A 20,141-nucleotide genomic window follows, 5' to 3' on the forward strand; every position below is an offset into this window, starting at 1 on the left:
ACAGCACGTTGCAGCAACTTCCCGAGACTGAGCGCGAAGAAAAAAGAGGTCAGAATATGCGTATAACCTTGGCAGGGTATCAGGGATTGCTTGTCAGTCTCGCACTCTTTCTTGTTTTAGTGGCAAGCCCTGTTCGCGCCTTGGAATCCAATGCGTATCGTTCCGAAGTACTGACGGCGCGCTTGATCGTCGCGGAAGCAGGAATCGCCCCGGGATCGCAGTTCCTTTCGGCGGGTTTAAAGATTGAACTGGAGGAAGGATGGAAAGCGTACTGGCGGTCGCCCGGCGAGGTTGGCCTGCCGCCGGAGATCGATTGGAAGGGGTCCACAAACCTTGAATCCGTCGACATGCTTTGGCCCGCACCCACGCGTTTCCGCGCCTTCGGAATTGAAAATTTCGGCTATGCCAAACAAGTAATATTTCCATTGCAGTTGCGGCTTGCGAACTCTGATCGAGCGGCCGAGCTGAAGGGACTCGTCGATCTGCTGATCTGCTCCAATGTGTGCATTCCGGAAAGGTTTGAATTGACACTCCCTGTGCCATTGGGAACGGGCGTCGATGCGAAAGCCGCGACCGATATCGCGACATGGGCCGCTCGCGTACCTGTTGCAGGGCCAGAAAGTGCAATAGCGGTCTCGGGCGCATCGCTGAAGCAGGATCAGGCATTGGTTGTTCAAATGACGCGGCCTTCTGGCTGGAACAATCCCGATCTTTTTCCAGAGTTTGGTGCAGGCTCTGCATTCGGCGCACCCGACATCCGCCTTACAAGTGATCGCACCGGTCTCTGGGCAAGTATCCCGATTCTCGCGTTAAGCGAGGAACAAACCTCCCTTCGAATTACGGTCGTAGACGAGGATGTCGCGGTTACATTCGATGATGTGAACACTACCGACGTTGTACCTGCGCCACCTTACGCATCCGAGACCAGCCAAGATAGGGGTCAGTTTTTCCCGATTCTCTTGCTGTCCTTCCTAGGAGGGTTGGTACTGAACGTAATGCCATGCGTCTTGCCAGTTCTATCGATCAAATTCGGATCGGCGCTCCGAATGAAGAATCGCTCGGTTTCACAATTGCGCGCGGGGTTTCTCGCTACGGCTGGGGGAACCGTTGCTTTCATGTGGGTGCTGGCCTTGGCGGTCATAGCGCTGCAGACGCTCGGATATGCCGTTGGGTGGGGTGTGCAGTTTCAGAATGCATATTTCCTGATCGCACTCATACTCGTTGTGGGACTCTTCGCGGCAAATTTGTTTGGAGTTTTTGAAATTTCTTTGCCCAGCAGCTGGATGGTTAGGCTATCTGGCCGCTTTGGGCAGGGGTATGCCGAAGACTTCTCCACCGGCGCTCTGGCTGCGATACTTGCAACGCCGTGTTCCGCCCCGTTGCTGGGGACAGCCATTGCCTTCGCCCTTTCTGGCACGACAGGCGATATACTTGCGGTTTTCACAGCAATGGGGATTGGGCTTGCACTGCCATATATTCTGGTTGCCGCTTGGCCTGGTTTCCTGTCCCGACTGCCCAAACCGGGACCCTGGATGATAAGCGTGAAGATCGTTCTCGGATTGCTGCTTGCCGGAACCGTTGCATGGCTATGCTGGGTCTTGATTGGTGTGACGTCGCCAACCCTCACAGGCCTGGTACTGCTGGGTCTTGGGCTCATCGTACTGGCGGCGAGAGCCTATCAGGTTCAGCCTCGTAACGGTTTGCTGTGGGGAATGACTGCGGTTTTGGGCATGACATTGGCGGCCCCTGCACTGCTGCCAAAAAGCTCCGATGATGTAACAGACTCGATCACTTCTTACTGGGTCGAGTTCGACCGGTCCCGGATCGCGCGTGAAGTGTCGCAGGGCAAAACTGTATTCGTGGACGTTACTGCGGATTGGTGCATCACTTGTAAAGCAAACAAAACCCTGGTCCTGGATCGTGAACCAGTTTTAGGAGCACTTGGCGAAGAAGGAGTGATTGCGATGCGCGCGGATTGGACGCGACCGGACGCGAAAATCCAATCCTATCTCGAGGCGCACGGCAGATACGCAATTCCGTTCAACATCGTCTACGGTCCAGATGCGCCTGAAGGCATCATTTTATCTGAATTGCTATCCGCGGATGCCGTTCTCGAAGCGCTGTCGGCTGCCAATCTCAGCGGCGTCGGAAAACGATGAAAAAGCGCCTGCATTGCTCCAGAGAGGTGGAACCTGCAATGGTTCAGTTTCAGGCGAAAAGAAAGCTGTTATGTATCTGAGACCTCGTGGCCCCAATCTATTTTTTGATCCGGTCCAATCGGGCCGTGGCGGCGGCACGCGTAGGGTCCGTTTCCGGAAGGCTTTCGGCCAAGCTGCGCGCTTTGTCGGCGGCGTTCTGGGCAGCATCAAAGTCACCCAATACACTGTACGCTTCTGCAAGCCGTAGCCATCCTTCAAGATCGTCTGGGTCGTCTGCCAATCGCGCCGCCAGGCGGTCAACCATGGAGCGGACAAAAGCGCTGCGCTCCTCGACTGACATATCCTGTGCGGCCTCGACATCGGCCGCACGGGGGCCACGCGCGTCCCGGAGAGTCCGGAAAGAAATCTGCTAGGGCGACAGGGTTCTCTCCGATCTGTTCCCCCAATCGGTTGGCGACAGACAGGAAAAGCTCCATCCACGGATAGGCGCGATCCGCTCTCTCGAGACGCTCGATCAAAAGCGCCCTCGCTTCATCTGGAATCCCGTCCTGTTCGAGGATCCGGGCCCTATAGAAAATTGGGCCTGGATCATCAGGGTCCATCTCCGATGCACGTTCGATCACGCTTTCCGCTTGCGGCGTCACGATCCCGTTCTCGGCTGCGATCAAGGCCTCGGCATATAGCAACAGGGTTGAGATATCTGCATTGTCGCGGAAAGTGACGCGTTCGAATGCATCGGCGGCATCATCGTAACGAGCCATACGCATATAGGTCTGACCGAGCAGAACCCAACCATCACTTGGTCCACCAGACTCGTCTGCTTCAAGCCGGGTTTTTAGTCTCTGGGTCAACTCTGAGAGGTTTGCGGCTTGCTGGGTTTCAGATGCGCGAGACGCCAGAGGCTGGCTTTCGATCTGTGGCGAGCCGATTTGAGAATACAGAGCGAAGGCTACCAAGGGCGTGGCAATGGCGGACGCGAAGATGGTGCTTCGCCCACTTGCGCGCGACGACTCACGTGTCGCAAGCCGACCGGCAGCCAGAATGCGGCGTTTGATTTCAACCCTGGCCGCTTCGGCCTCGGTAACGGATATCAGATTCCGCTCTTGATCAGTATCAATTTCGGAAAGCTGATCCTTGAGGATAACCAACGCTCCATCCTTTCTGTTCAGGACTTCACCCGTTCGATAGAGACCGGACAAGAACAGAAGGACAGTGATGGATGCCATAGCGCATAATACCAACCAAATCATGGGTCTCTCCGTCCTTCATTTTCATGAAAAATGGCTTTGAACTCACGCTCTTCATCGGGGCTCAGTGGATCAGCAGTGCCATCAAGAACGGCCCTGCTTCGGCGCCTGATTGTGACAAAGACAACGCCAATCCCAGCGGCAAAAAGAACCGCTGGTCCGAACCACAACAGATACGTGGCGGGTTTCAGGCGCGGCCTGAACAGGACGAAGTCACCATATCGATCTACGAAAAACGCAATGATCTCGTCATCTGTTTCACCTGCAATCAGACGTTCGCGCAGCAAGGTGCGCATCGTTCGGGCAACACCAGCATTCGAGCTATCGATATCCTGATTTTGGCAGACAACGCAGCGTAACTGCTTTGAAAGCTCCCGGGCGCGCGACTCAAGCACCGGATCATCCAGTAACTCATCTGGCTCCACAGCCCAGGCCGCGGTTGTCGCGGCAAGCACCAGTACCAGTGAATAGAGCCAACCCTTCATGATTGACCACCTGCTGCGGCCAACGCAGCACGAATTTCATCCTGTGCCTCTGGCGTCACAATGGGACCAACATAGCGATAGACTACGATCCCCGTTCCATCGATCACGAAAGTCTCCGGTACGCCGGAGATACCCCATTCAATCCCGACGCGGCCTTCGCTGTCTGATCCGATCCTCTCATAGGGGTTGCCAAGCTCCTCCAGCCAATTGGCTGCATCTGCTGATTTGTCCATGTAGTTGATCCCCATCAGCCGAACACCGTCCTGTTCGACAAGCCTTGTGAGCACCACATGCTCAGCACGACAGGGCACGCACCATGAAGCGAATACATTGACCAAAACCGGCTCGCCAACGCTCCGAAGGGCTGCGGACGACAGTCCGGGTGTCTGAGTACCCTCTACCGGTGGGAGTTCAAAATCCGGAACTGGTTCGGAGACCAAAGCGGAAGGGATTGCGTTAGGATCACGGTCTGGGTTGAGCCCCCAGAACAAAAATCCACCCAAGACTACTGCGATCAGCGCTGGCAGCGCGAGAATGATTTTCTTCATCGTATCATTCCGCCGGTTGAAGCGCTGACGACCGGCTCTTTGGCGACGGCGCACCCACCCGCAATCTCCGGTCCGATAGCGAGAGGGACCCGCCAAGCACCAGCATCGTCGCTCCGATCCATATCCAATTAACCAGTGGTTCGTAGAGGATGCGCAAATTCCACTGGCCCGACGCCGTTTCGGCCGCAGGTTCACTGATGGTGACGTAGAGATCACCGCTTAGCGTTGATCGGATTGCAGATTCGGTTGTGGACGTCCCCGCAACTGGATAGCTTCTGCGCTCCGGACGAAGAAGCGTAATCTCCCGTCCATCTTTCAAGACGCGAAGCTGGCCTTGTTGTGCGATGTAGTTTGGACCACGGAACCGTTCGACGCCGTCGAATATTACCTCAAAACCTGCGATGTCCACGGTCGACCCCGGTTCTGCGAAAAGAACACGTTCTTCCTTCCAGGCTGTTGAACCTACGAATCCAAGCACAAGCATTGCAACGCCAAGATGCGCGAGCGTCATACCGTGCGCGGAGCGCGGCAGGTTCCGCGCGCGACGCAGCGACTGAGAAAGCGGTAGATCAAAGAGCTTGATACGCAGCGCCCATTCGCGCAAAGTCGCAAAAAAAACCCAGGCTGCAATCCCTATTGAGACCACAGCGAGCAGGGGCCCGTTTGTCTGAAGGTACCAAACGATCCCCGCGACACCAATCGCGATACCAAAAATCAAACGCAGCCGTTGCCAGATACCGGGAAGATCGGCCCGTTTCCAAGACAGGAATGGGCCAACTCCCATTATTATGACGAGCGGCAGCATGAAAGGGATAAAAGTCGCGTTGAAATACGGTGGTCCTACAGAGATCTTTTCTTCAGTCACCGCTTCCACAAACAATGGATAGAGTGTTCCAAAAAGGACGGTCGCCGTTGCGGTCGCGAGCAGAAGATTATTGAGCAAAAGCCCAGCCTCGCGGCTGATTGGCCGAAAGACGCCAACCGATCCAAGCTGAGGCGCGCGCCATGCGTAAAGTGTCAGTGAGCCGACAATTGTCACACCAAGAAGGCCGAGAATGTACACGCCGCGCGCTGGGTCGACCGCGAACGCGTGAACGGATGTCAAAATGCCGGATCTGACGATAAATGTCCCAAGAAGTGACAGAGAAAAGGTCAGGATGGCTAAAAGAATGGTCCAGCTTTTGAACGTATCCCGCTTTTCCGTGACAATAGCCGAGTGCAGGAGTGCCGTGCCGAGAAGCCAAGGCATGAAGGATGCGTTTTCAACCGGGTCCCAAAACCACCAGCCGCCCCAGCCAAGTTCGTAATAGGCCCACCAAGAGCCGAGTGCGATCCCCGCAGTGAGGCTGATCCAGGCCGTCAGAGTCCATGGCCGCACCCAACGCGCCCATGCGGGATCCACCCGGCCCTCTATCAGAGCCGCGACCGCGAAGGAGAAGACGATCGAGAAGCCGACATACCCAAAATACAAGAGCGGGGGGTGCATCGCCAACCCGATGTCCTGCAGAAGCGGGTTAAGATCCGTGCCATCCAGAGGCGGCGGGAAAACCCGCTCGAACGGATTGGATGTAAAGAGCATGAAGCTCAGGAAACCGACACTAATCCAGGCTTGAACCGATAACGTTCGCGCTTTGAGACCAACCGGAATGTTTCTGCCCAGCAGCGCGACCCCAGCCCCGAAAAGTACGAGAATAAGGGTCCAGAGAAGCAGGGACCCTTCGTGGCTGCCCCAAGTGCCCGCAACCTTGAAGATCATCGGCTTTAGCGAGTGGGAATTTTCCACTACGTTTTGAACAGTGAAATCACTGACAACAAATGAGCGCATGAGTGCGCCAAACGCAATTGCAACCAATGTCACCTGAATCGCGGCTGTCGTCTTCGCACTTTCCATCCAAAGCACGCGCCCCGTGTTCGCCCCTACAATTGGCAGGACACTTTGAACAATTGCGACTGCAAGCGCCAAGACTAGCGCAAACTGTCCAATCTCAGGCGTCATGTTGCATGTTCCCGACGAGCGCTCTCGGATCACGGAGAACGACTTCTCCACTATGGCATTGGTCAACGAGATTTCTTATCATTTCGATCTACTTCGGCCAGTCGAGAACGGTTTCGCGAATTATTGACATCGACCCAACCGGAAACTTTCTGTGTCCAAGTCGCGATTGGAGCCACTGTGTTGATTCGACTTCATCGTAGTTCCTGAAGCAGCTGTAGGTTCAAACGTTTTAATTTTTGCTTTGGCTCTCAGATCCGCTGATTGCTATCTTTTAATATTTAAAACGCTTTGCACGGACCTTGGCATCGTGGATGCTTGCAGATCGTCACCAGCGTGACGTCGATCGCGAACCTAACCAATACGACAAATGACAATCTGGGCAGTCATTCAAAACGGATGGCAACTTCCCATTCACAGTCGCGTGACGTCCCGACTCAGAAGGATAAAAGAGCTTGAACCTACAGCTGCTGCAGGATGTACGAGAAAGAAAAAATCGGAGCAGAAATTGTGCAAAGCTGCGTGGTGCTTTCAGGTCTTCAGAAGATATTGTGGATGCTGGCGGGTGCGGCATCGTTCGCCTTTATCGGGTTTTTGTTATCGGCTGACTACCGTGCCGCCGGCTGGCGAGATGTAAGTGAACCGCCATTTTTTGCGGAGTTCGAACTAACAGGGCACAATGGAATGGTTTTTACAGAAGAGGACTTCGAAGGCCAGTGGATGCTGGTTTTCTTCGGCTTCACAAATTGTCCTGACATCTGTCCAACGACGCTCTCAGAGGTCGCAGCGGTGATGGAGGGTTTGGGAGATGACGCGTCAAAAGTCCAACCAATCTTCATCACGATAGATCCCCAACGAGACAACCCGACCGCACTGGCGCAGTATGTGCCAAAGTTCGACGCGGGCATCATCGGGCTCACAGGCACACCGGAACAGATCGATGAGACATCCGAAACCTTTCCAATCTTCTACGAGCGGATCGAGGAAGCTGCAGCACCAGACGGCTATACAATGGGGCATACATCACATCTTTTCCTTTTCGACACGCAAGCAGGCTTCGCAAAATCTTGGCCCTATGGCACCCCGCTCAAGATATCCTCGCCGACCTAAGAGAGAGGCTCTGATTTTATGACCCGACTTTCCGGAGAGACTGCTCTCGGCCTGGCTTGGTTCATCGCGCTAAACGCATCTCTCGCCGTACTCTTCATCGGGGAGGTGCTGGGGCAGACTCCTTGCTTACTCTGCTGGGTTCAACGCACTTTCATGTTCCCCTTGGCCATAATTCTCGGGCTTGGGCTGTGGTGGCAGGACCGGCGCGTCGGTCGCTACGCGATCGCCCTGGCTATCGGTGGCGCCGCCATAGCACTTTGGCACCTCGGCCTCTATTTCGGGCTGATTCCCGAACGCATCCAGCCCTGCACTGCGAGCGGCCCATCCTGTACCGACGACAATCAATTGTTCTTCGGCATTCCTATCCCACTGATGGCGCTCGTCGCCTTCGCGATGATCGGTCTGCTGTCGGCTGTCTCACTGAAGGAAACACAAAAATGAAACGACGCGGCCTCATCCTGTCCGTTCTCGCTCTCGGTGCCGCCGGTTTCGGCGGTGCCGCATGGTACGCAACCCGCCCCGAGGCGATTGCCGAGGCCGCCCCAGTCGACCCGCAATTGGCCGATGGGCTGATCCGGCCCTATTCCCCGATCCTCGGCCCAGAGACGGCGCCTGTCACGATTGTCGAGTTTTTCGATCCAGCTTGCGAGGCGTGCCGCGCATTCTATCCCGTGGTCAAGGATATCATGGCTGGGCACGGTAATGCGGTACGTGTCGTAATTAGATACACTGCCTTTCACGGGGACGCTTCGGTGGAAGCGATCCGTGTTCTTGAAGCTGCGCGGATGCAGGACGTGTTCGAACCGGTGCTCGAAGCGGTCTTGCAAGAGCAGCCCCGATGGGCGTCCCATGGTGCGCCGGAGCCGGGTTTGCTCCTTGAGATTGCCGCAAGCGGAGGTCTGGATGTCGAAGCTGCCCAGACGCAGATGCTGGCCCCCGATGTTGTAGCGGTGCTGAACCAAGACCGTGCCGATGTCAAAACGTTTGGCGTGCGACAAACACCCACGTTTTACGTAAATGCCAAACCGCTAGACCCGTTCGGTGAGGCGGAACTACGGCGGCTGGTGGCGACGGAAGTTGCGGCCAGCCAAAGTTGATACGCGGTCAGATGCAGGAGAAATTGTCGTGAAAAAACTTCCACACATCAAGGGATTGGCCTTTCTCTTGCTGATCACGGGCCTGTCGGCCCCGGGATTTGCCGGCTCGGAGGATGTCGTCGTCGAGAGCGCGTGGTCCCGCGCCTCGATCGGCACGAGCCGTCCGGGGGCTGCCTACATGACCGTGCGCAACAGGGGTTACGACGCCGTTACGCTGACCAAAATTGCGACACCGCTGGCAATGATGCCCCAGATCCATGAGACGAAAACCGACTCCGCTGGCCTCAGTTCCATGGCGCCTGCAGGCGAGATCACGATTGAGCCCGGCCAAAGCGTGGCATTGGAGCCGGGCGGGCTGCACGCCATGCTCATGAAGCTGCAAGAGCCGATGGCCGAAGGCGAGACTTTCCCGCTGACACTGACCTTCTCGGATGGCGGCAAGGTGACGGTCGAGGTCCCAATCCTCGGGATCGCCGCGCGTGGACCAGAGGGCTGATGCAACGTCGGCAGCTCCTTCTATACGGCGCAGCCGGTGCCGGCGTCCTTGGCATGACGCTCTTCGTGGGCTGGTGGCGGGTGGACGGGCTTGGTGCGCCTGAACCAAAAGGGCAGCGGCCCCTGCCCCTATCGGCGATGGAGTTTCGGCTGACCGACCACGAGGGAAATGAGGTAGGGCCTGGCACCCTGATCGGTCGTCCGACAATGGTATTCTTCGGGTTCACCTACTGCCCGGACATCTGCCCGACGACCCTATCGGATATTTCCGGCTGGCTTGAGGAACTGGGCGACGAAGCATCAGAGATGAACGTTGTCTTCATCACGGTCGATCCGGAGCGGGACACGGTTGAGGCCATGGCCGAATATGTCGGCTATTTTCATCCGGTCATTCGTGGCTGGACGGGGCCGGAAGACCAGATTGCCCGCGCCACAGAAGGGTTTCGTGCCTCATTTGAGCGCGTCCCGACTGAGGGCGGCGGCTATACGATGAACCATACGGCAAGCGTATTCCTGTTCGATGCCGAGGGTGAGCTCGTCACGATGATCGACTATCACGAACCAAGAGAATTCGCGGTGCCAAAGATCCGGCGCGCACTGACAGAAAACGTAGAGGGGGCAAAATGAAGATAGGAACTGTCTTGGCGGCCGTGGCGGTCGCAGGCGCGATTTCGGTTGCCGGCATCGCCATCTCTGGCGTTCTGTCCAAAGAACCGGTGCCCCCTTCGATTGCTGAAGCGACCCTCTGGACTCCCGATCCGCTCACGCCGCCCCGGATTGCCGAAATCAATTCGGTCCGCCCTACACTCGCCCAGGCGGATATCGCATTCGAGTTCAGACCCGTGCCCCTCCTGACCGTTTCCCCCACAGATACCTCCTTGCCATCTATCGAGCCCTCGCTGGTCACCTGGTCGCGCGAGATTGCGTCGGGCGAGACGCTTGATGCGGTCCTCTCCGATGCGGGGCTGGATGCTTCGGATCGCGCCGAAATCGCCTTGGCGATTGGCGCGGAATACGATTTGCGCCGTCTGCGTCCGGGTCACATCGTTACCGTGGTTTCCACAACGGACGACAACCCGCGTCGTGTAGAACTCGCCGTCGAAGACGGTGTCCGGATAGAGGCGGTCTTCGGCGAACTGCTTGCCGCTCGCGTGTTGGAGCCGGACCCCGAATTGGTGACTTTCGCCGGCAAGGCGGTGATCGAGAGCTCGATTTTCGCTGCCCTGGACACGGCAGACATCCCCGCCCGTTTTGCGGTGGACCTGGCGCAGATGCTGGGCGGCACCGTGGATTTCCGTCGTGATCTCGCGGGTGGCGAGACGATGCGCCTCCTTTGGCGCGAGGCCCGAGACGGGAACAAGAGGATTGGTCAGCCTGAGCTTGCCTTCGCTGAGCTGGATCTTGGTGGATCGGTCTACGAGATCGTCTGGCCGGACGACGGCAGCGGTCAAGCGACGATCTATGTCGACGGAGAAGTGCTGCGCGTGTTTGCGCAACCGGTGGAAGGAGCGCGGCTGAGTTCCGTCTTTGGCCGTCGCACACACCCAGTCTATGGGAATGTGCGCATGCACACCGGCGTCGACTTTGCCGCGGCAAGCGGTACGCCGGTAAAAGCAACGGCGCCCGGACGCGTGAGCTTTATCGGACGTCGTGGTGGATATGGCCGGGTGGTGGAGATAGCGCATGGATCCGACACCTTGACACGATACGCACATCTCAGCGAGGTGCCGGACACACTCGAACAAGGGCAGCGAGTGATGGCCGGAGATTTGATCGGCCGCGTCGGTGCAACTGGCACCGCAACCGGCCCAAATCTGCATTATGAGGTTCTGGTCGACGGTCGCCCGACCGATCCTCTCTCTGACGACCGACTAGCAGAGGCGGCCGAGCGTGAAGCGGACGACACGGCCGCGCTTGAGCGACTGAGTGAGGCGCGTTCACTTCTGGCTGAGAGGCTCGCCAGCGAATTTGCCGAAACGACAACCGAAAGGCTTTGATCCATGAAACGATTGGCTCCCGCCCTTGCAGTCACGCTGGCCTTGTTTCCCGCGGGGCAAGCTGTCGCCGTTGCGATCCAGATTGACGTCCGAAAGACAAACGGCTGCGGCTGTTGTCACTCCTGGATGAAGCATCTGGAGGAAAGCGGATTCGCGCCGACAGGCGAGGACATGTTCGGGGGATCTCTTGTGCGCTTCAAACTCGACAATGGCGTGCCTCAGCGAATGGTGTCCTGCCATACGGCTTTGGTCGACGGCTACGTGATCGAAGGTCATGTACCGGCATCAGACATTCAGCGTTTTCTGGATGAGCGTCCTGATGCAGTGGGGCTGGCGTTGCCGGGAATGCCCTATGGCTCGCCGGGCATGGGACCGGAAGACGATCGTGAGGCTTATGACGTCTTCCTGATCCGCGGCGATGGATCGACCGAGATCTTTAGCAGCTATTCGGCCGCTGACTGACGTATAGCCGAGACTTCAGCGCTTGGAACCCTTCTCTCCAATTGCCCTTGGCTTTCTTGGAAGCCTGGCCGCCGGATCGTTGACTGCGGTCGGGGCGGTCCCAGTTCTTTTTGGGCGCATCCCGTCCCGGGCTACGCGCGATCTGCTGCTTGGCTTCGCAGCGGGTGTCATGCTCGCTGCTTCGTTTTTCTCGCTGATCATTCCGGCTCTCGACGCAGCCGAAGGACAGTTCGACACCGGTGCTCTCCCGGCGGCCATCGTTTGTGTTGCGATTCTGCTTGGCATGGGCGCCGTTGCTCTGATGAACGAACGGCTACCGCATGAGCATTTCAAGTCGGGGCGGGAAGGCCCAGACGCCGCATCGCTGCGCCGCGTCTGGCTTTTCATCATCGCGATCACGATCCACAATTTTCCCGAAGGGCTTGCCGTCGGCGTCGGGTTCGGGGCTGAGGGTTTGTCGGGCGGGTTGCCACTTGCTATCGGTATTGGATTACAGAATGCCCCCGAAGGTCTGGCGGTGGCGGTTTCGTTGCTCGGCGAGGGCTATTCCAGGTTTCGCGCCTGGGGCATCGCCGCTCTGACCGGTCTCGTCGAGCCTTTCGGTGGGCTTCTCGGCGCGGGCATTATCAGTCTTTCGCAACCGCTGCTGCCTTGGGGTCTCGCCTTCGCAGCAGGTGCGATGCTCTACGTCATCAGCCACGAGATCATTCCGGAAACCCACCGGTCCGGCCATCAGAACAGGGCGACGCTCGGCCTCGCGGTTGGTCTTGTGATCATGTTGTTCCTCGACGTCTGGCTGGGATAAGCATATGAGAACTTGCCTCTTCGTCGGTCTGCTTGCTGCTCTAATCGCCTTTCTTGTCGATCAGGCAACGAAGGCAATCGTTGTTTCCAATGCGACTGTACTTGGTTCCGGTGTATCGGTCTTTCCCGGCTTCAATCTCATCTACCTGCGCAATGACGGGGTGACCTTCGGGCTTCTCGGCGGTGCGCCATGGTGGAGCCTTGTCGTATTGGCGCTTGGCATCTGCGTCTGGTTGGCGGCCATGCTGATCCGTTCCAGCAGCCGGGTCGAGGCCATTGCGTATGGTGCGATCATCGGCGGTGCTCTCGGCAATATTCTGGACCGCCTGCGCTATCGTGCAGTGACGGATTTCCTCGATTTCTACATCGGGACGGCGCACTGGCCTGCCTTCAACATGGCCGATGTTTTTGTGGTTGGCGGCGTGGTGCTGCTCCTCAGTGCGCCGTGGGTTGGCGCTCGACTTCAGACCGATTCATGAAGCCGGGTTTGCCGCAGTTCGTTAGTGAGGACCCAAACCTCTTCCAGCGCATGGGTCTTGCCCTTGTTGCCGGCGGATTGACGGTTTTGACCCTTCCGCCGTTTTCTTGGCTCATCGCGGTCCCTGTCTCCTTCTCCGTGCTCTTTATCGTTCTCCGGAACATCTCAACCTCGCGCGCTTTCCTTGTCGGTTGGGCTTTCGGACTGGGACAATTCGGGATTGGAATTTCCTGGATCGCCGAGAGCTTTTACGTCGATGCCGAACGTTTCGGCGCACTGGCGATCCCAGCAGTAGTGGGACTGTCCGCCGGACTAGCGATTTTCCCGGCCAGCGCAGCGATGTTTTTTGCCGCCATAATGCAGCATCGAGTTCTCCATGGTATTAAGGCGGGCCTTTTGCTTGCGACCTGCTGGATGGCCACGGAATGGCTGCGGGGTCATGTTCTGACAGGATTTCCATGGAACCTTGCTGCATATGCTCTGGTCGATCACGCCGCGCTGCGACAGCCAGCGGCCTGGGTTGGAAGCTACGGCATGAGTTTTCTCACGGTCTTCATCGGCACCTTGCCAAGTGTTTTGATTGCGGTAGCGCCAAAGAGACGTCTGTCCGTTTTCGCGCTCTTTTCCGTTGCGGTGACGGGTCTCTGGGGTGGCGGTACACTTTGGTCAAGTCAAGACGTTCCGCCGACAGACATTGCATTGCGCATCGTTCAAGGCAATGTGCCGCAAGTCGAGAAGTGGGCACCGGGCAGCCGCAAGCGAACCTTGGAAAAATACCTGAGCTTGTCCGTGCGACCCGGCCGTTTCGATCTGCTGCTTTGGCCGGAAACGGCCTTCCCCGGTTTTCTGGACGAGGACGCCATTGCGCGCACGCAAATATCTGCGGCTTTGCCAGACGGCAGGGTCCTTTTGACAGGAGCGCCGGACCGCGTAGAGGGAGATGGGGCAACCAGATATTTCAACACTGTACAAGCCTATGATGGCAGCGGTGAGATTCTGGCGGGATATGCAAAACATCATCTCGTTCCGTTCGGGGAATATGTGCCCCTGAAAGGCTTGCTGCCCTTTGAGCGGCTGACAGAAGGGTTAGGCGATTTTACGCCAGGACCAGGGCCACGCACACTGGCGATCCCTGGGGCACCTCTGGTCGGGGTGGCGATCTGTTACGAGATCATTTTTCCGGGCCAGGTGGTCGATGAGCTTCTCCGTCCTGACTGGATATTCAACGGTACAAATGATGCATGGTTCGGAACAAGCATTGGACCCGAGCAACACCTCGCTTCCGCGCGCATGCGCGCGGTCGAGGAAGGGCTTCCCGTGGTCCGCGCGGCCAACACTGGGATATCCGCGATTATCGATGCCAGCGGAGAGATCGTCGCCCGTCTCGACATCGGGCAAACTGGTGTCATAGATGCCAGGCTTCCGGCAGCGCATGCGCCCACGCCTTACGCACGTTTCGGTGATTGGACGTCGCTAGCGCTCATCTGTGCGGCCTGGGGCATAGCCTTTGCCGTCGGATTCACATGTCAACGTTTCAATCGCGAAAATACAAGATCGGAGGAATTGTGATGCTGGTGCTCGCGGGATTTGTCGGAGGTACGATTTGGGGTGGCTATCTGGCGCGGCGACGGAAAGGGGACCGCCTGGATATGCTTCAATATGCGACAAGCTCCGGCATTGTCTTCGGCTTGCTCGCCTATTTCGCCTCGTTGATCTTCTTGCGCATCATATCCTGAAACTAGTTTTGTACGGGCGACGAATTGAGACGGCTGATCCTCATTTCACTATATTTGTTCCTGTCGATTTTTGCATCAGGCTTATTCGTTTGGGGTGCTGGCTACTTTCTGCTCAGTGCCTCCGTTCCTGACTATGAAGAGAACTTTAGCGTTGCGGGTATAGAAGGCCCGGTTAACGTCCTGAGAGATGCTTCAGCTATACCACACATTTCCGCCGGCTCCGCTGCAGACAGCTATTTCGCGCTCGGTTTCGTTCACGCGCAAGACCGGCTGGGGCAATTATTGAGGGCAAGGCGGACAGCGCAAGGTTTATTGCCACTTGAGCAGATAGCTGAACTTGAACCGTCGACATCGGATGCACTCGAAGCATATGCCGCAGGTGTTAACGCCTGGCTTGGGCTGGTGTCCGAAGGCGGGCGCGGCAGAGGCGCACCTGAACTGTTGATCGCGGATGAGAGAACGATCGCGGCGTGGAGGCCCGTTGATAGCATCAATGTCGCAAACGCATTTCTGAACGATCTTCGCCCGGATAAACTTCAGAACGAACTGTCTGGATTCCCAGATAACCAGATTCCGTCAGATCGACCCGCGACACCCGAGTTGTTTGCCGCTTCTCCAAGGGTCAAACTGACTGCGTGGGCGTTGCCCGAAGATCGGACTACTACCGGAGCACCGATGCTTGCGGCGGATATCAGTGGTCCTTTGTCACTGCCGTCCGAATGGTACTTGGCAGACCTTCAAACGCCGGAAGGGGTCGCGATTGGCGCTACGATGCCAGGCGTGCCTTTCATTGTCGTTGGTCACAACGAGCGCGTCGCCTGGGCGTTCAGATCTTTTTCGCCAAATGAAATAGAAGAACCAGAAGTTTCCAAAGCTGCGCAGACAAGTGATTTCTTGATGATGCTCGACCGTCTGGCCAAGTCCGCCGGTGTGAACTATGCCCTGGACGCAACCATGAACAAGGTGCCAGACGGATTGGAGGTCCTAGCGGTCGACCGGACAACTCTGGCGGTTTGGCCTGAAAGCGAGGTCAAGCGTCCTGGATCATTTCAAGACGCCAGACTTGCAGTTCTCGATGATCGCCGGCCGGTATTCACTGTCGAGAGCGCGATTGCGGTTCAACGCGACACGGTCAGCGCTGTCGCGCGTACCCTTCTTCCGCTGATGGCAAAAGAGCTCTGGTTCGTGAGTTCCGCAAGCGACATCAAGGAGAACAAAGTCGGAAAGCTTCGCGAAGAAGTTTTGGACGAGCTTTCTCGATGGAATGGCGAGATGGGTCGCTACTCACTGGAACCGCTCGTGTTCTGGACATGGGTACGTGCTTTGCAAAGACGCATACTTCAAGATGAGTTTCCATCTGCAACTGCGGTCTGGACCAGACCGAATCCTGATTTCCTATCCGCGGTCCTTTCAGATCGAAGAGGGAGCGCAATCTGGTGCGACATCCGCCCGTCCGCCCGCATTGAGACCTGCCAGGATCAGGCTCGTGCAGCTCTGGATGATGCCATTGCCAAGCTTGTTGACCGGTACGGAAGCGATCCTTCAGTCTGGTTCTGGGGCGCGGAACACACACTGAATATGCAGTGGTCGCCAATCCAGTCGAACGGGATTATCAGCGATTTGTTGTCTCTCGAAGCGCCATACTCGGGTGACCCTTATACACTGATCGCTTCTGACAATGACCGCCCGGTCGCCTCCAGCGTCGGCACTAATTTTCAGGCAGTCATGTCGTTTTCGGATGAAAGCCTCTCCTATTTCATCACGCCTGCCGGTCAGTCCGGCCATCCGCTGTCACGTTTCTACGACAACCTGTTTCCTAGGTGGATGCAGAGCAAATACCTCGTGATGTCAACCGATCTATCTTTGGCCCGGGGTGGCGCAGTAGGAACTTCGCGACTTTCACCCTTATCCGCCTACAGCCGGGCAGTAAAACAAGGGAGGAGCCGATAATCACATATTTCCTCCTTTTCGACCCGTTTGGATATGCGATTTCGCCAGTGTCCCTTGTTTCCGTCAGCTTGGCCGCATGGTACTACATGCGCGGCCTCGCGCGATCCGCTCGTATTCGCGGGACGGTTTCTCTTTGGCGGCAGGCTATGTTCTTCGCTGGCTTGACCTGCATTTTCGTGGCCACGAATGCGTCTCTGGCTTCATTGGGGCACAGCCTCTTTTCGGTGCACCAGGTGGAACATCTTCTCCTTCGCCTTGCAGGACCACTGCTCATCGCTGTTTCGCAGCCGTGGCGCATCCTGCAAGCCGGTTTGGAAAGTCGGTGGCGTCGATACCTCGGCGCGCTGGCGAACGCCTGGTTCGTGCGGTTCATGGCGCATCCGGCAACCGCCACTGCCTTGCTCATCGCTTCGCTCTTCGTCTGGCAGATACCGGTCCTTTACGGACTTGCGCAGCGCATCGCGGCGGTCGAGCTGCTCGCACATCTGGCGATGGTGCTGGCAGGGATCTGGTATTTCGGCATGCTTTTCGACTGGAGGGATCCCCCTGCCGGTGCGCGACGCGGAGCGAGGCTGATCTCCGGTTTTGTGGTGATTGTTTCAAACATTTTTCTGGGTTCCCTCACGACACTTAAGGAGGTGGCCCTTTATGCCTCCTACCAAACGACAGGCACCGGCTTATCTGCAACTTTATCCGATGAAACGATTGGTGGCTACGTGATCTGGGTCCCATCCTCGATGGTGATGATCGCCGCGATCATTCTGGTCATGAACGGCTGGAACGCTGCGGAAGTGCGTCGCTGGGATGCGCGATACGAACTGACGCGCGCCTCGAACTCCGCCGCGCTCGAATTTCCGGAAACGGCCGAAGAGTTGCGTCTGAAGGTTGCAAAGCCAAATCGTGACATGGGCCGGACGCTCGCCCTGGGCGCGTTGGTCATGTTCTTGATCGTCATGATAACGGTGGTGACGATTGTGTATGCACTGTGACCGTTGCCATCCCGCCAGCACGCAATGCGCAGGCATGACGAGAACTGTTCACGAGGCACCTTGTCGCATCCCGCTTGCGGCTTGGCACGTTGTGATACGCGCCGAAATGATATAGCAAACCGGTATGGATGAGGGGCCCGAAGCAACCGAGACGTCGGACCCTACGGCGAGCGATGTCAAGCGAACGACCAGATCGAGAAATCGAATGGTGCTCTGGATTTTGCTGTGCGTTGCCGGTCTCTTTTTCGCAACGGCCTTTGGCGTGGCGATATTGGTAATATATGGCCCGTACTGACGCGACGATGACCCGCCGAGCGCTGCTCCGGCGCATGGGGTCCGCAGGACTGGTCGTGCCGCTGGCCGCCTGTAACGAGGCTGGATGGTATGGCGAGGATGTAAGCGGGCTTTTACCCGACCTGTCTTTCACCATGACCCGAGCTCAGGACGGGACGCGCGTGACACAGGCCGATTACGAAGGACAGGTCGTCGCGCTGTTCTTTGGCTTTAGCTTCTGCCCCGATATCTGCCCGATGACACTCTCCAACCTGTCCGCTGTGGTCGATCAGCTGGGCGAGGACGCCGCGAAACTGTCGATACTCTTCGTTACAGTGGACCCCGAGCGCGATACGCCCGAGGTGGTGACGGAATACGCCGCCGCCTTCACGCCGTGCGTTGACGGGCTGATCGGCACGCCCAACCAACTGGCCCGTCTTGCCCGGCGCCTCAAAGTCACCTACAAGATCGAACCACATCAGCCGGACGACTTGACCTATGATGTATCGCACGGCAAGTCTGTCTATGTTTTCGATGCGCAAGGCGACGCGCGCGTCATATGGTCCGGTTTCGATACGCTACAGGCCGACATCGCTGGGGCCACCGGCGACATCCGCCGCGTGATGAGCGCCTGAAGGCTAAAGGTCTGCGTTGGCGGCGCGCATGTTGCGCACCACCACCAAGAGGCCCAGAACGCTCATCATCGCGGGAGGAATCCAGATGACGATGCCGCCGATCTGCTGATCGGTCACTGCCGAGATCGAAGGGAAATACCGTCCACAGAAGGCGTAATAGGGAAACAGGTCCACCGTGGCGAAAGAGATCAGTGCGCCCAGAATGATCTGCGGGAACATCACGCCCACGGCCAGCGCCGCGCGCCAGCCGAAGCGCAGCCGCGCGGGCGGCGCGGGACGGGTGTCCAGCACCAGCGCCCAGAACAGGATGCCATCCACAGCCATCGACCAGTTCATCACCTGGTACAGAACCGGGTCAAGCATGGCGGCGAAATGCACCGGCGGGATCAGCCAGAACCAGAACAGTCCGACGAATAGTATCACCGCTATGGCGGGCTGCTGGATCGTGCGATAGATAACAATCACCAAGCGGCTGGCACAGAGCGCGCGCGACCATTCCGGCGCCCCCGCCAGCAGCACCGGGCCACCCGCGCTGAGCGCCAGCAGGACCGGGCCTACATGATGCATGGCGACGTGCTGCAACCGATTGGTGAAGAACATGCGTTGTGCGAGATATTCGAACCCGGTCTGCGTAGCGCCCCACAGCAACACCAACCCCGTCCAGAAGGCCGCCTGCCGCAATCGGCTCGGGCGGTCTCCCGGCGCGGTCCGCCGGAGCCCGCGCGCGAACCAGAGCCCCGACAGCGTCACCGCGAGATAGATCAGCCAAGAGAATTGATAGGGCAGGATCGCCGGCATCTGCGCCGGAAAGTAGGTGGTTAGCGCCCAGAGAGCCGCGCCAAGCAGCACGATACTGCCATAGGCCAAAGTGTCGCTTGGCAAGGCATTGGCTTCGAGTTTCTGAATGGTCATGGTCGCGATGGTCTTTTGATCGATTGGAAGGCGCAACGCAAGAAACAAGTATGTGGCAATTTGTGTGCCCGCCCTGTCAGAGCCTGAGGTGATGATCGGCCAATGATCAGCCGCAGGCCAAGCCTCCGCATAGCTCTGTCGCTATTGTACCGTCCCAGTTGCAGATCACTGTAATATGAGTTGGTCGTAAGTTTTCGCTTGCAGCGATCGTAACTCGATCTTTGGTGTAATATTTTTGAGGTTGTTGTTTCATTTTCGCGCAGAACCTATTGCGGCGTTAAGTATCACTCTGGGAAAGCACGAGCGCTTGTTCGAATGCTTTCAGCGTTATCTCGCTGACGTGGTGTTCAATACCCTCCGCATCGCGTTCCGCGGTCCCTTCGTCGATCCCAAGGCTCAGGAGAAACGCGACTACGATCCTGTGGCGTCGACGGCAGGCCTCGGCCAACTCCCGCCCGGCATCGGTGAGGAAAATCGCGCGGTAAGGTTCCCGCCGCACCAAGCCAGCAGCCTTGAGCCGCGAGATGTTCTTGGTCACGGTTGGCGGCTTCACGCCAAGCCGCTCGGCGATCTCGACCGGTCTGGCCTCCCCGCGCGTCTCGATCAGTTCCGCGATCAGTTCGACGTAATCTTCTGCCATTTCACTCTCATGCGCCTGACGCACGGTCGCAAAGCCATCGGCCTGCGCCTCGGGAGCCCGGTCGACCGCTTCGAATGGCTCACGCCCTTGTGATTGTAGCTTCGTCATGTCCGGACTTTGCAGCGAAACAG

General features: G+C 57.6%; 20 protein-coding genes and 1 pseudogene. 15 read left to right on the forward strand and 6 right to left on the reverse strand.

Going from position 1 to position 20,141, the window contains the following annotated elements; translation table 11 throughout:
* Positions 1-8 precede the first annotated feature (8 nt).
* Positions 9-2,159: a protein-disulfide reductase DsbD family protein gene (locus ACSQ76_RS22170; protein ID WP_245897680.1), complete on the forward strand. Its 2,151-nt coding sequence runs from the start codon at positions 9-11 to the stop codon at positions 2,157-2,159.
* A gap of 296 nt (positions 2,160-2,455) precedes the next feature.
* Here ACSQ76_RS22170 and ccmI read toward each other — a convergent pair whose 3' ends face one another.
* The 4 genes from ccmI to ACSQ76_RS22190 are packed head-to-tail and all read right to left on the reverse strand — an operon-like array spanning position 2,456 to position 6,435.
* Positions 2,456-3,409, reverse strand: coding sequence for a c-type cytochrome biogenesis protein CcmI (gene ccmI, locus ACSQ76_RS22175; protein WP_437158360.1), 954 nt, complete (start codon positions 3,407-3,409; stop codon positions 2,456-2,458).
* Entirely contained in the window at positions 3,406-3,891 is a 486-nt protein-coding gene (locus tag ACSQ76_RS22180) for a cytochrome c-type biogenesis protein (RefSeq protein WP_437158361.1), read from the reverse strand. The genes ccmI and ACSQ76_RS22180 overlap by 4 nt, the downstream gene beginning before the upstream one ends.
* Positions 3,888-4,439, reverse strand: coding sequence for a DsbE family thiol:disulfide interchange protein (locus ACSQ76_RS22185; protein WP_057796588.1), 552 nt, complete (start codon positions 4,437-4,439; stop codon positions 3,888-3,890). The genes ACSQ76_RS22180 and ACSQ76_RS22185 overlap by 4 nt, the downstream gene beginning before the upstream one ends.
* A 4-nt stretch (positions 4,440-4,443) precedes the next feature.
* Positions 4,444-6,435, reverse strand: a complete 1,992-nt coding sequence (locus ACSQ76_RS22190) for a heme lyase CcmF/NrfE family subunit (protein WP_057796639.1) — start codon at positions 6,433-6,435, stop codon at positions 4,444-4,446.
* 552 nt (positions 6,436-6,987) lie between these two features.
* Here ACSQ76_RS22190 and ACSQ76_RS22195 point away from each other — a divergent pair.
* The 14 genes and pseudogenes from ACSQ76_RS22195 to ACSQ76_RS22260 all read left to right on the forward strand — a co-directional run bounded on the left by ACSQ76_RS22195 (position 6,988) and on the right by ACSQ76_RS22260 (position 18,458).
* Positions 6,988-7,556, forward strand: a pseudogene (locus tag ACSQ76_RS22195) (SCO family protein).
* A gap of 4 nt (positions 7,557-7,560) precedes the next feature.
* Entirely contained in the window at positions 7,561-7,983 is a 423-nt protein-coding gene (locus tag ACSQ76_RS22200) for a disulfide bond formation protein B (protein ID WP_057796587.1), read from the forward strand.
* The gene (locus tag ACSQ76_RS22205; RefSeq protein ID WP_057796586.1) at positions 7,980-8,639 is read left to right on the forward strand and encodes a DsbA family protein; all 660 of its coding nucleotides are present in this window, start codon (positions 7,980-7,982) and stop codon (positions 8,637-8,639) included. Before ACSQ76_RS22200 ends, ACSQ76_RS22205 begins: the two co-directional genes overlap by 4 nt.
* 28 nt (positions 8,640-8,667) lie before the next feature.
* Positions 8,668-9,135, forward strand: a complete 468-nt coding sequence (locus tag ACSQ76_RS22210) for a copper chaperone PCu(A)C (RefSeq protein ID WP_437158362.1) — start codon at positions 8,668-8,670, stop codon at positions 9,133-9,135.
* Positions 9,135-9,761 (forward strand): SCO family protein, encoded by a 627-nt coding sequence (locus tag ACSQ76_RS22215; protein WP_057796585.1) that lies wholly within the window; start codon positions 9,135-9,137, stop codon positions 9,759-9,761. The genes ACSQ76_RS22210 and ACSQ76_RS22215 overlap by 1 nt, the downstream gene beginning before the upstream one ends.
* Positions 9,758-11,131 carry a M23 family metallopeptidase gene (locus tag ACSQ76_RS22220; RefSeq protein WP_057796584.1) on the forward strand — a complete coding sequence of 458 codons (1,374 nt, stop codon included), beginning with the start codon at positions 9,758-9,760 and terminating at the stop codon, positions 11,129-11,131. The genes ACSQ76_RS22215 and ACSQ76_RS22220 overlap by 4 nt, the downstream gene beginning before the upstream one ends.
* A gap of 3 nt (positions 11,132-11,134) precedes the next feature.
* Positions 11,135-11,593 (forward strand): DUF411 domain-containing protein, encoded by a 459-nt coding sequence (locus ACSQ76_RS22225; protein ID WP_437158363.1) that lies wholly within the window; start codon positions 11,135-11,137, stop codon positions 11,591-11,593.
* A 22-nt stretch (positions 11,594-11,615) separates the two neighbouring features.
* A complete protein-coding gene (locus ACSQ76_RS22230; RefSeq protein ID WP_437158364.1) occupies positions 11,616-12,398 on the forward strand; it encodes a ZIP family metal transporter in 783 nt (260 codons plus the stop codon).
* Between the two features lie 4 nt (positions 12,399-12,402).
* Positions 12,403-12,876, forward strand: a complete 474-nt coding sequence (gene lspA / locus ACSQ76_RS22235; protein WP_437158365.1) for a signal peptidase II — start codon at positions 12,403-12,405, stop codon at positions 12,874-12,876.
* On the forward strand, positions 12,873-14,444 hold the full coding sequence (lnt, locus tag ACSQ76_RS22240; RefSeq protein WP_437158366.1) for an apolipoprotein N-acyltransferase: 1,572 nt from the start codon (positions 12,873-12,875) through the stop codon (positions 14,442-14,444). The genes lspA and lnt overlap by 4 nt, the downstream gene beginning before the upstream one ends.
* Positions 14,444-14,611 carry a hypothetical protein gene (locus ACSQ76_RS22245; protein ID WP_057796579.1) on the forward strand — a complete coding sequence of 56 codons (168 nt, stop codon included), beginning with the start codon at positions 14,444-14,446 and terminating at the stop codon, positions 14,609-14,611. The genes lnt and ACSQ76_RS22245 overlap by 1 nt, the downstream gene beginning before the upstream one ends.
* A 24-nt stretch (positions 14,612-14,635) precedes the next feature.
* A complete protein-coding gene (locus tag ACSQ76_RS22250; protein ID WP_437158367.1) occupies positions 14,636-16,561 on the forward strand; it encodes a penicillin acylase family protein in 1,926 nt (641 codons plus the stop codon).
* A 47-nt stretch (positions 16,562-16,608) separates the two neighbouring features.
* Positions 16,609-17,550 carry a cytochrome c oxidase assembly protein gene (locus ACSQ76_RS22255; RefSeq protein ID WP_236544575.1) on the forward strand — a complete coding sequence of 314 codons (942 nt, stop codon included), beginning with the start codon at positions 16,609-16,611 and terminating at the stop codon, positions 17,548-17,550.
* Positions 17,551-17,852: 302 nt separating this feature from the next.
* Entirely contained in the window at positions 17,853-18,458 is a 606-nt protein-coding gene (locus ACSQ76_RS22260; RefSeq protein WP_437158368.1) for an SCO family protein, read from the forward strand.
* Positions 18,459-18,461: 3 nt separating this feature from the next.
* Here ACSQ76_RS22260 and ACSQ76_RS22265 read toward each other — a convergent pair whose 3' ends face one another.
* Together ACSQ76_RS22265 and mntR are read right to left on the reverse strand one after the other, a co-directional pair.
* Entirely contained in the window at positions 18,462-19,370 is a 909-nt protein-coding gene (locus ACSQ76_RS22265) for a cytochrome c oxidase assembly protein (protein ID WP_437158369.1), read from the reverse strand.
* Positions 19,371-19,647: 277 nt separating this feature from the next.
* Complete coding sequence (mntR, locus tag ACSQ76_RS22270; RefSeq protein WP_103764586.1) at positions 19,648-20,118, reverse strand: manganese-binding transcriptional regulator MntR; 471 nt, start codon at positions 20,116-20,118, stop codon at positions 19,648-19,650.
* Positions 20,119-20,141 lie beyond the last annotated feature (23 nt).

This window comes from Roseovarius sp. B08, from assembly GCF_051417955.1.
Taxonomy (GTDB): domain Bacteria; phylum Pseudomonadota; class Alphaproteobacteria; order Rhodobacterales; family Rhodobacteraceae; genus Roseovarius.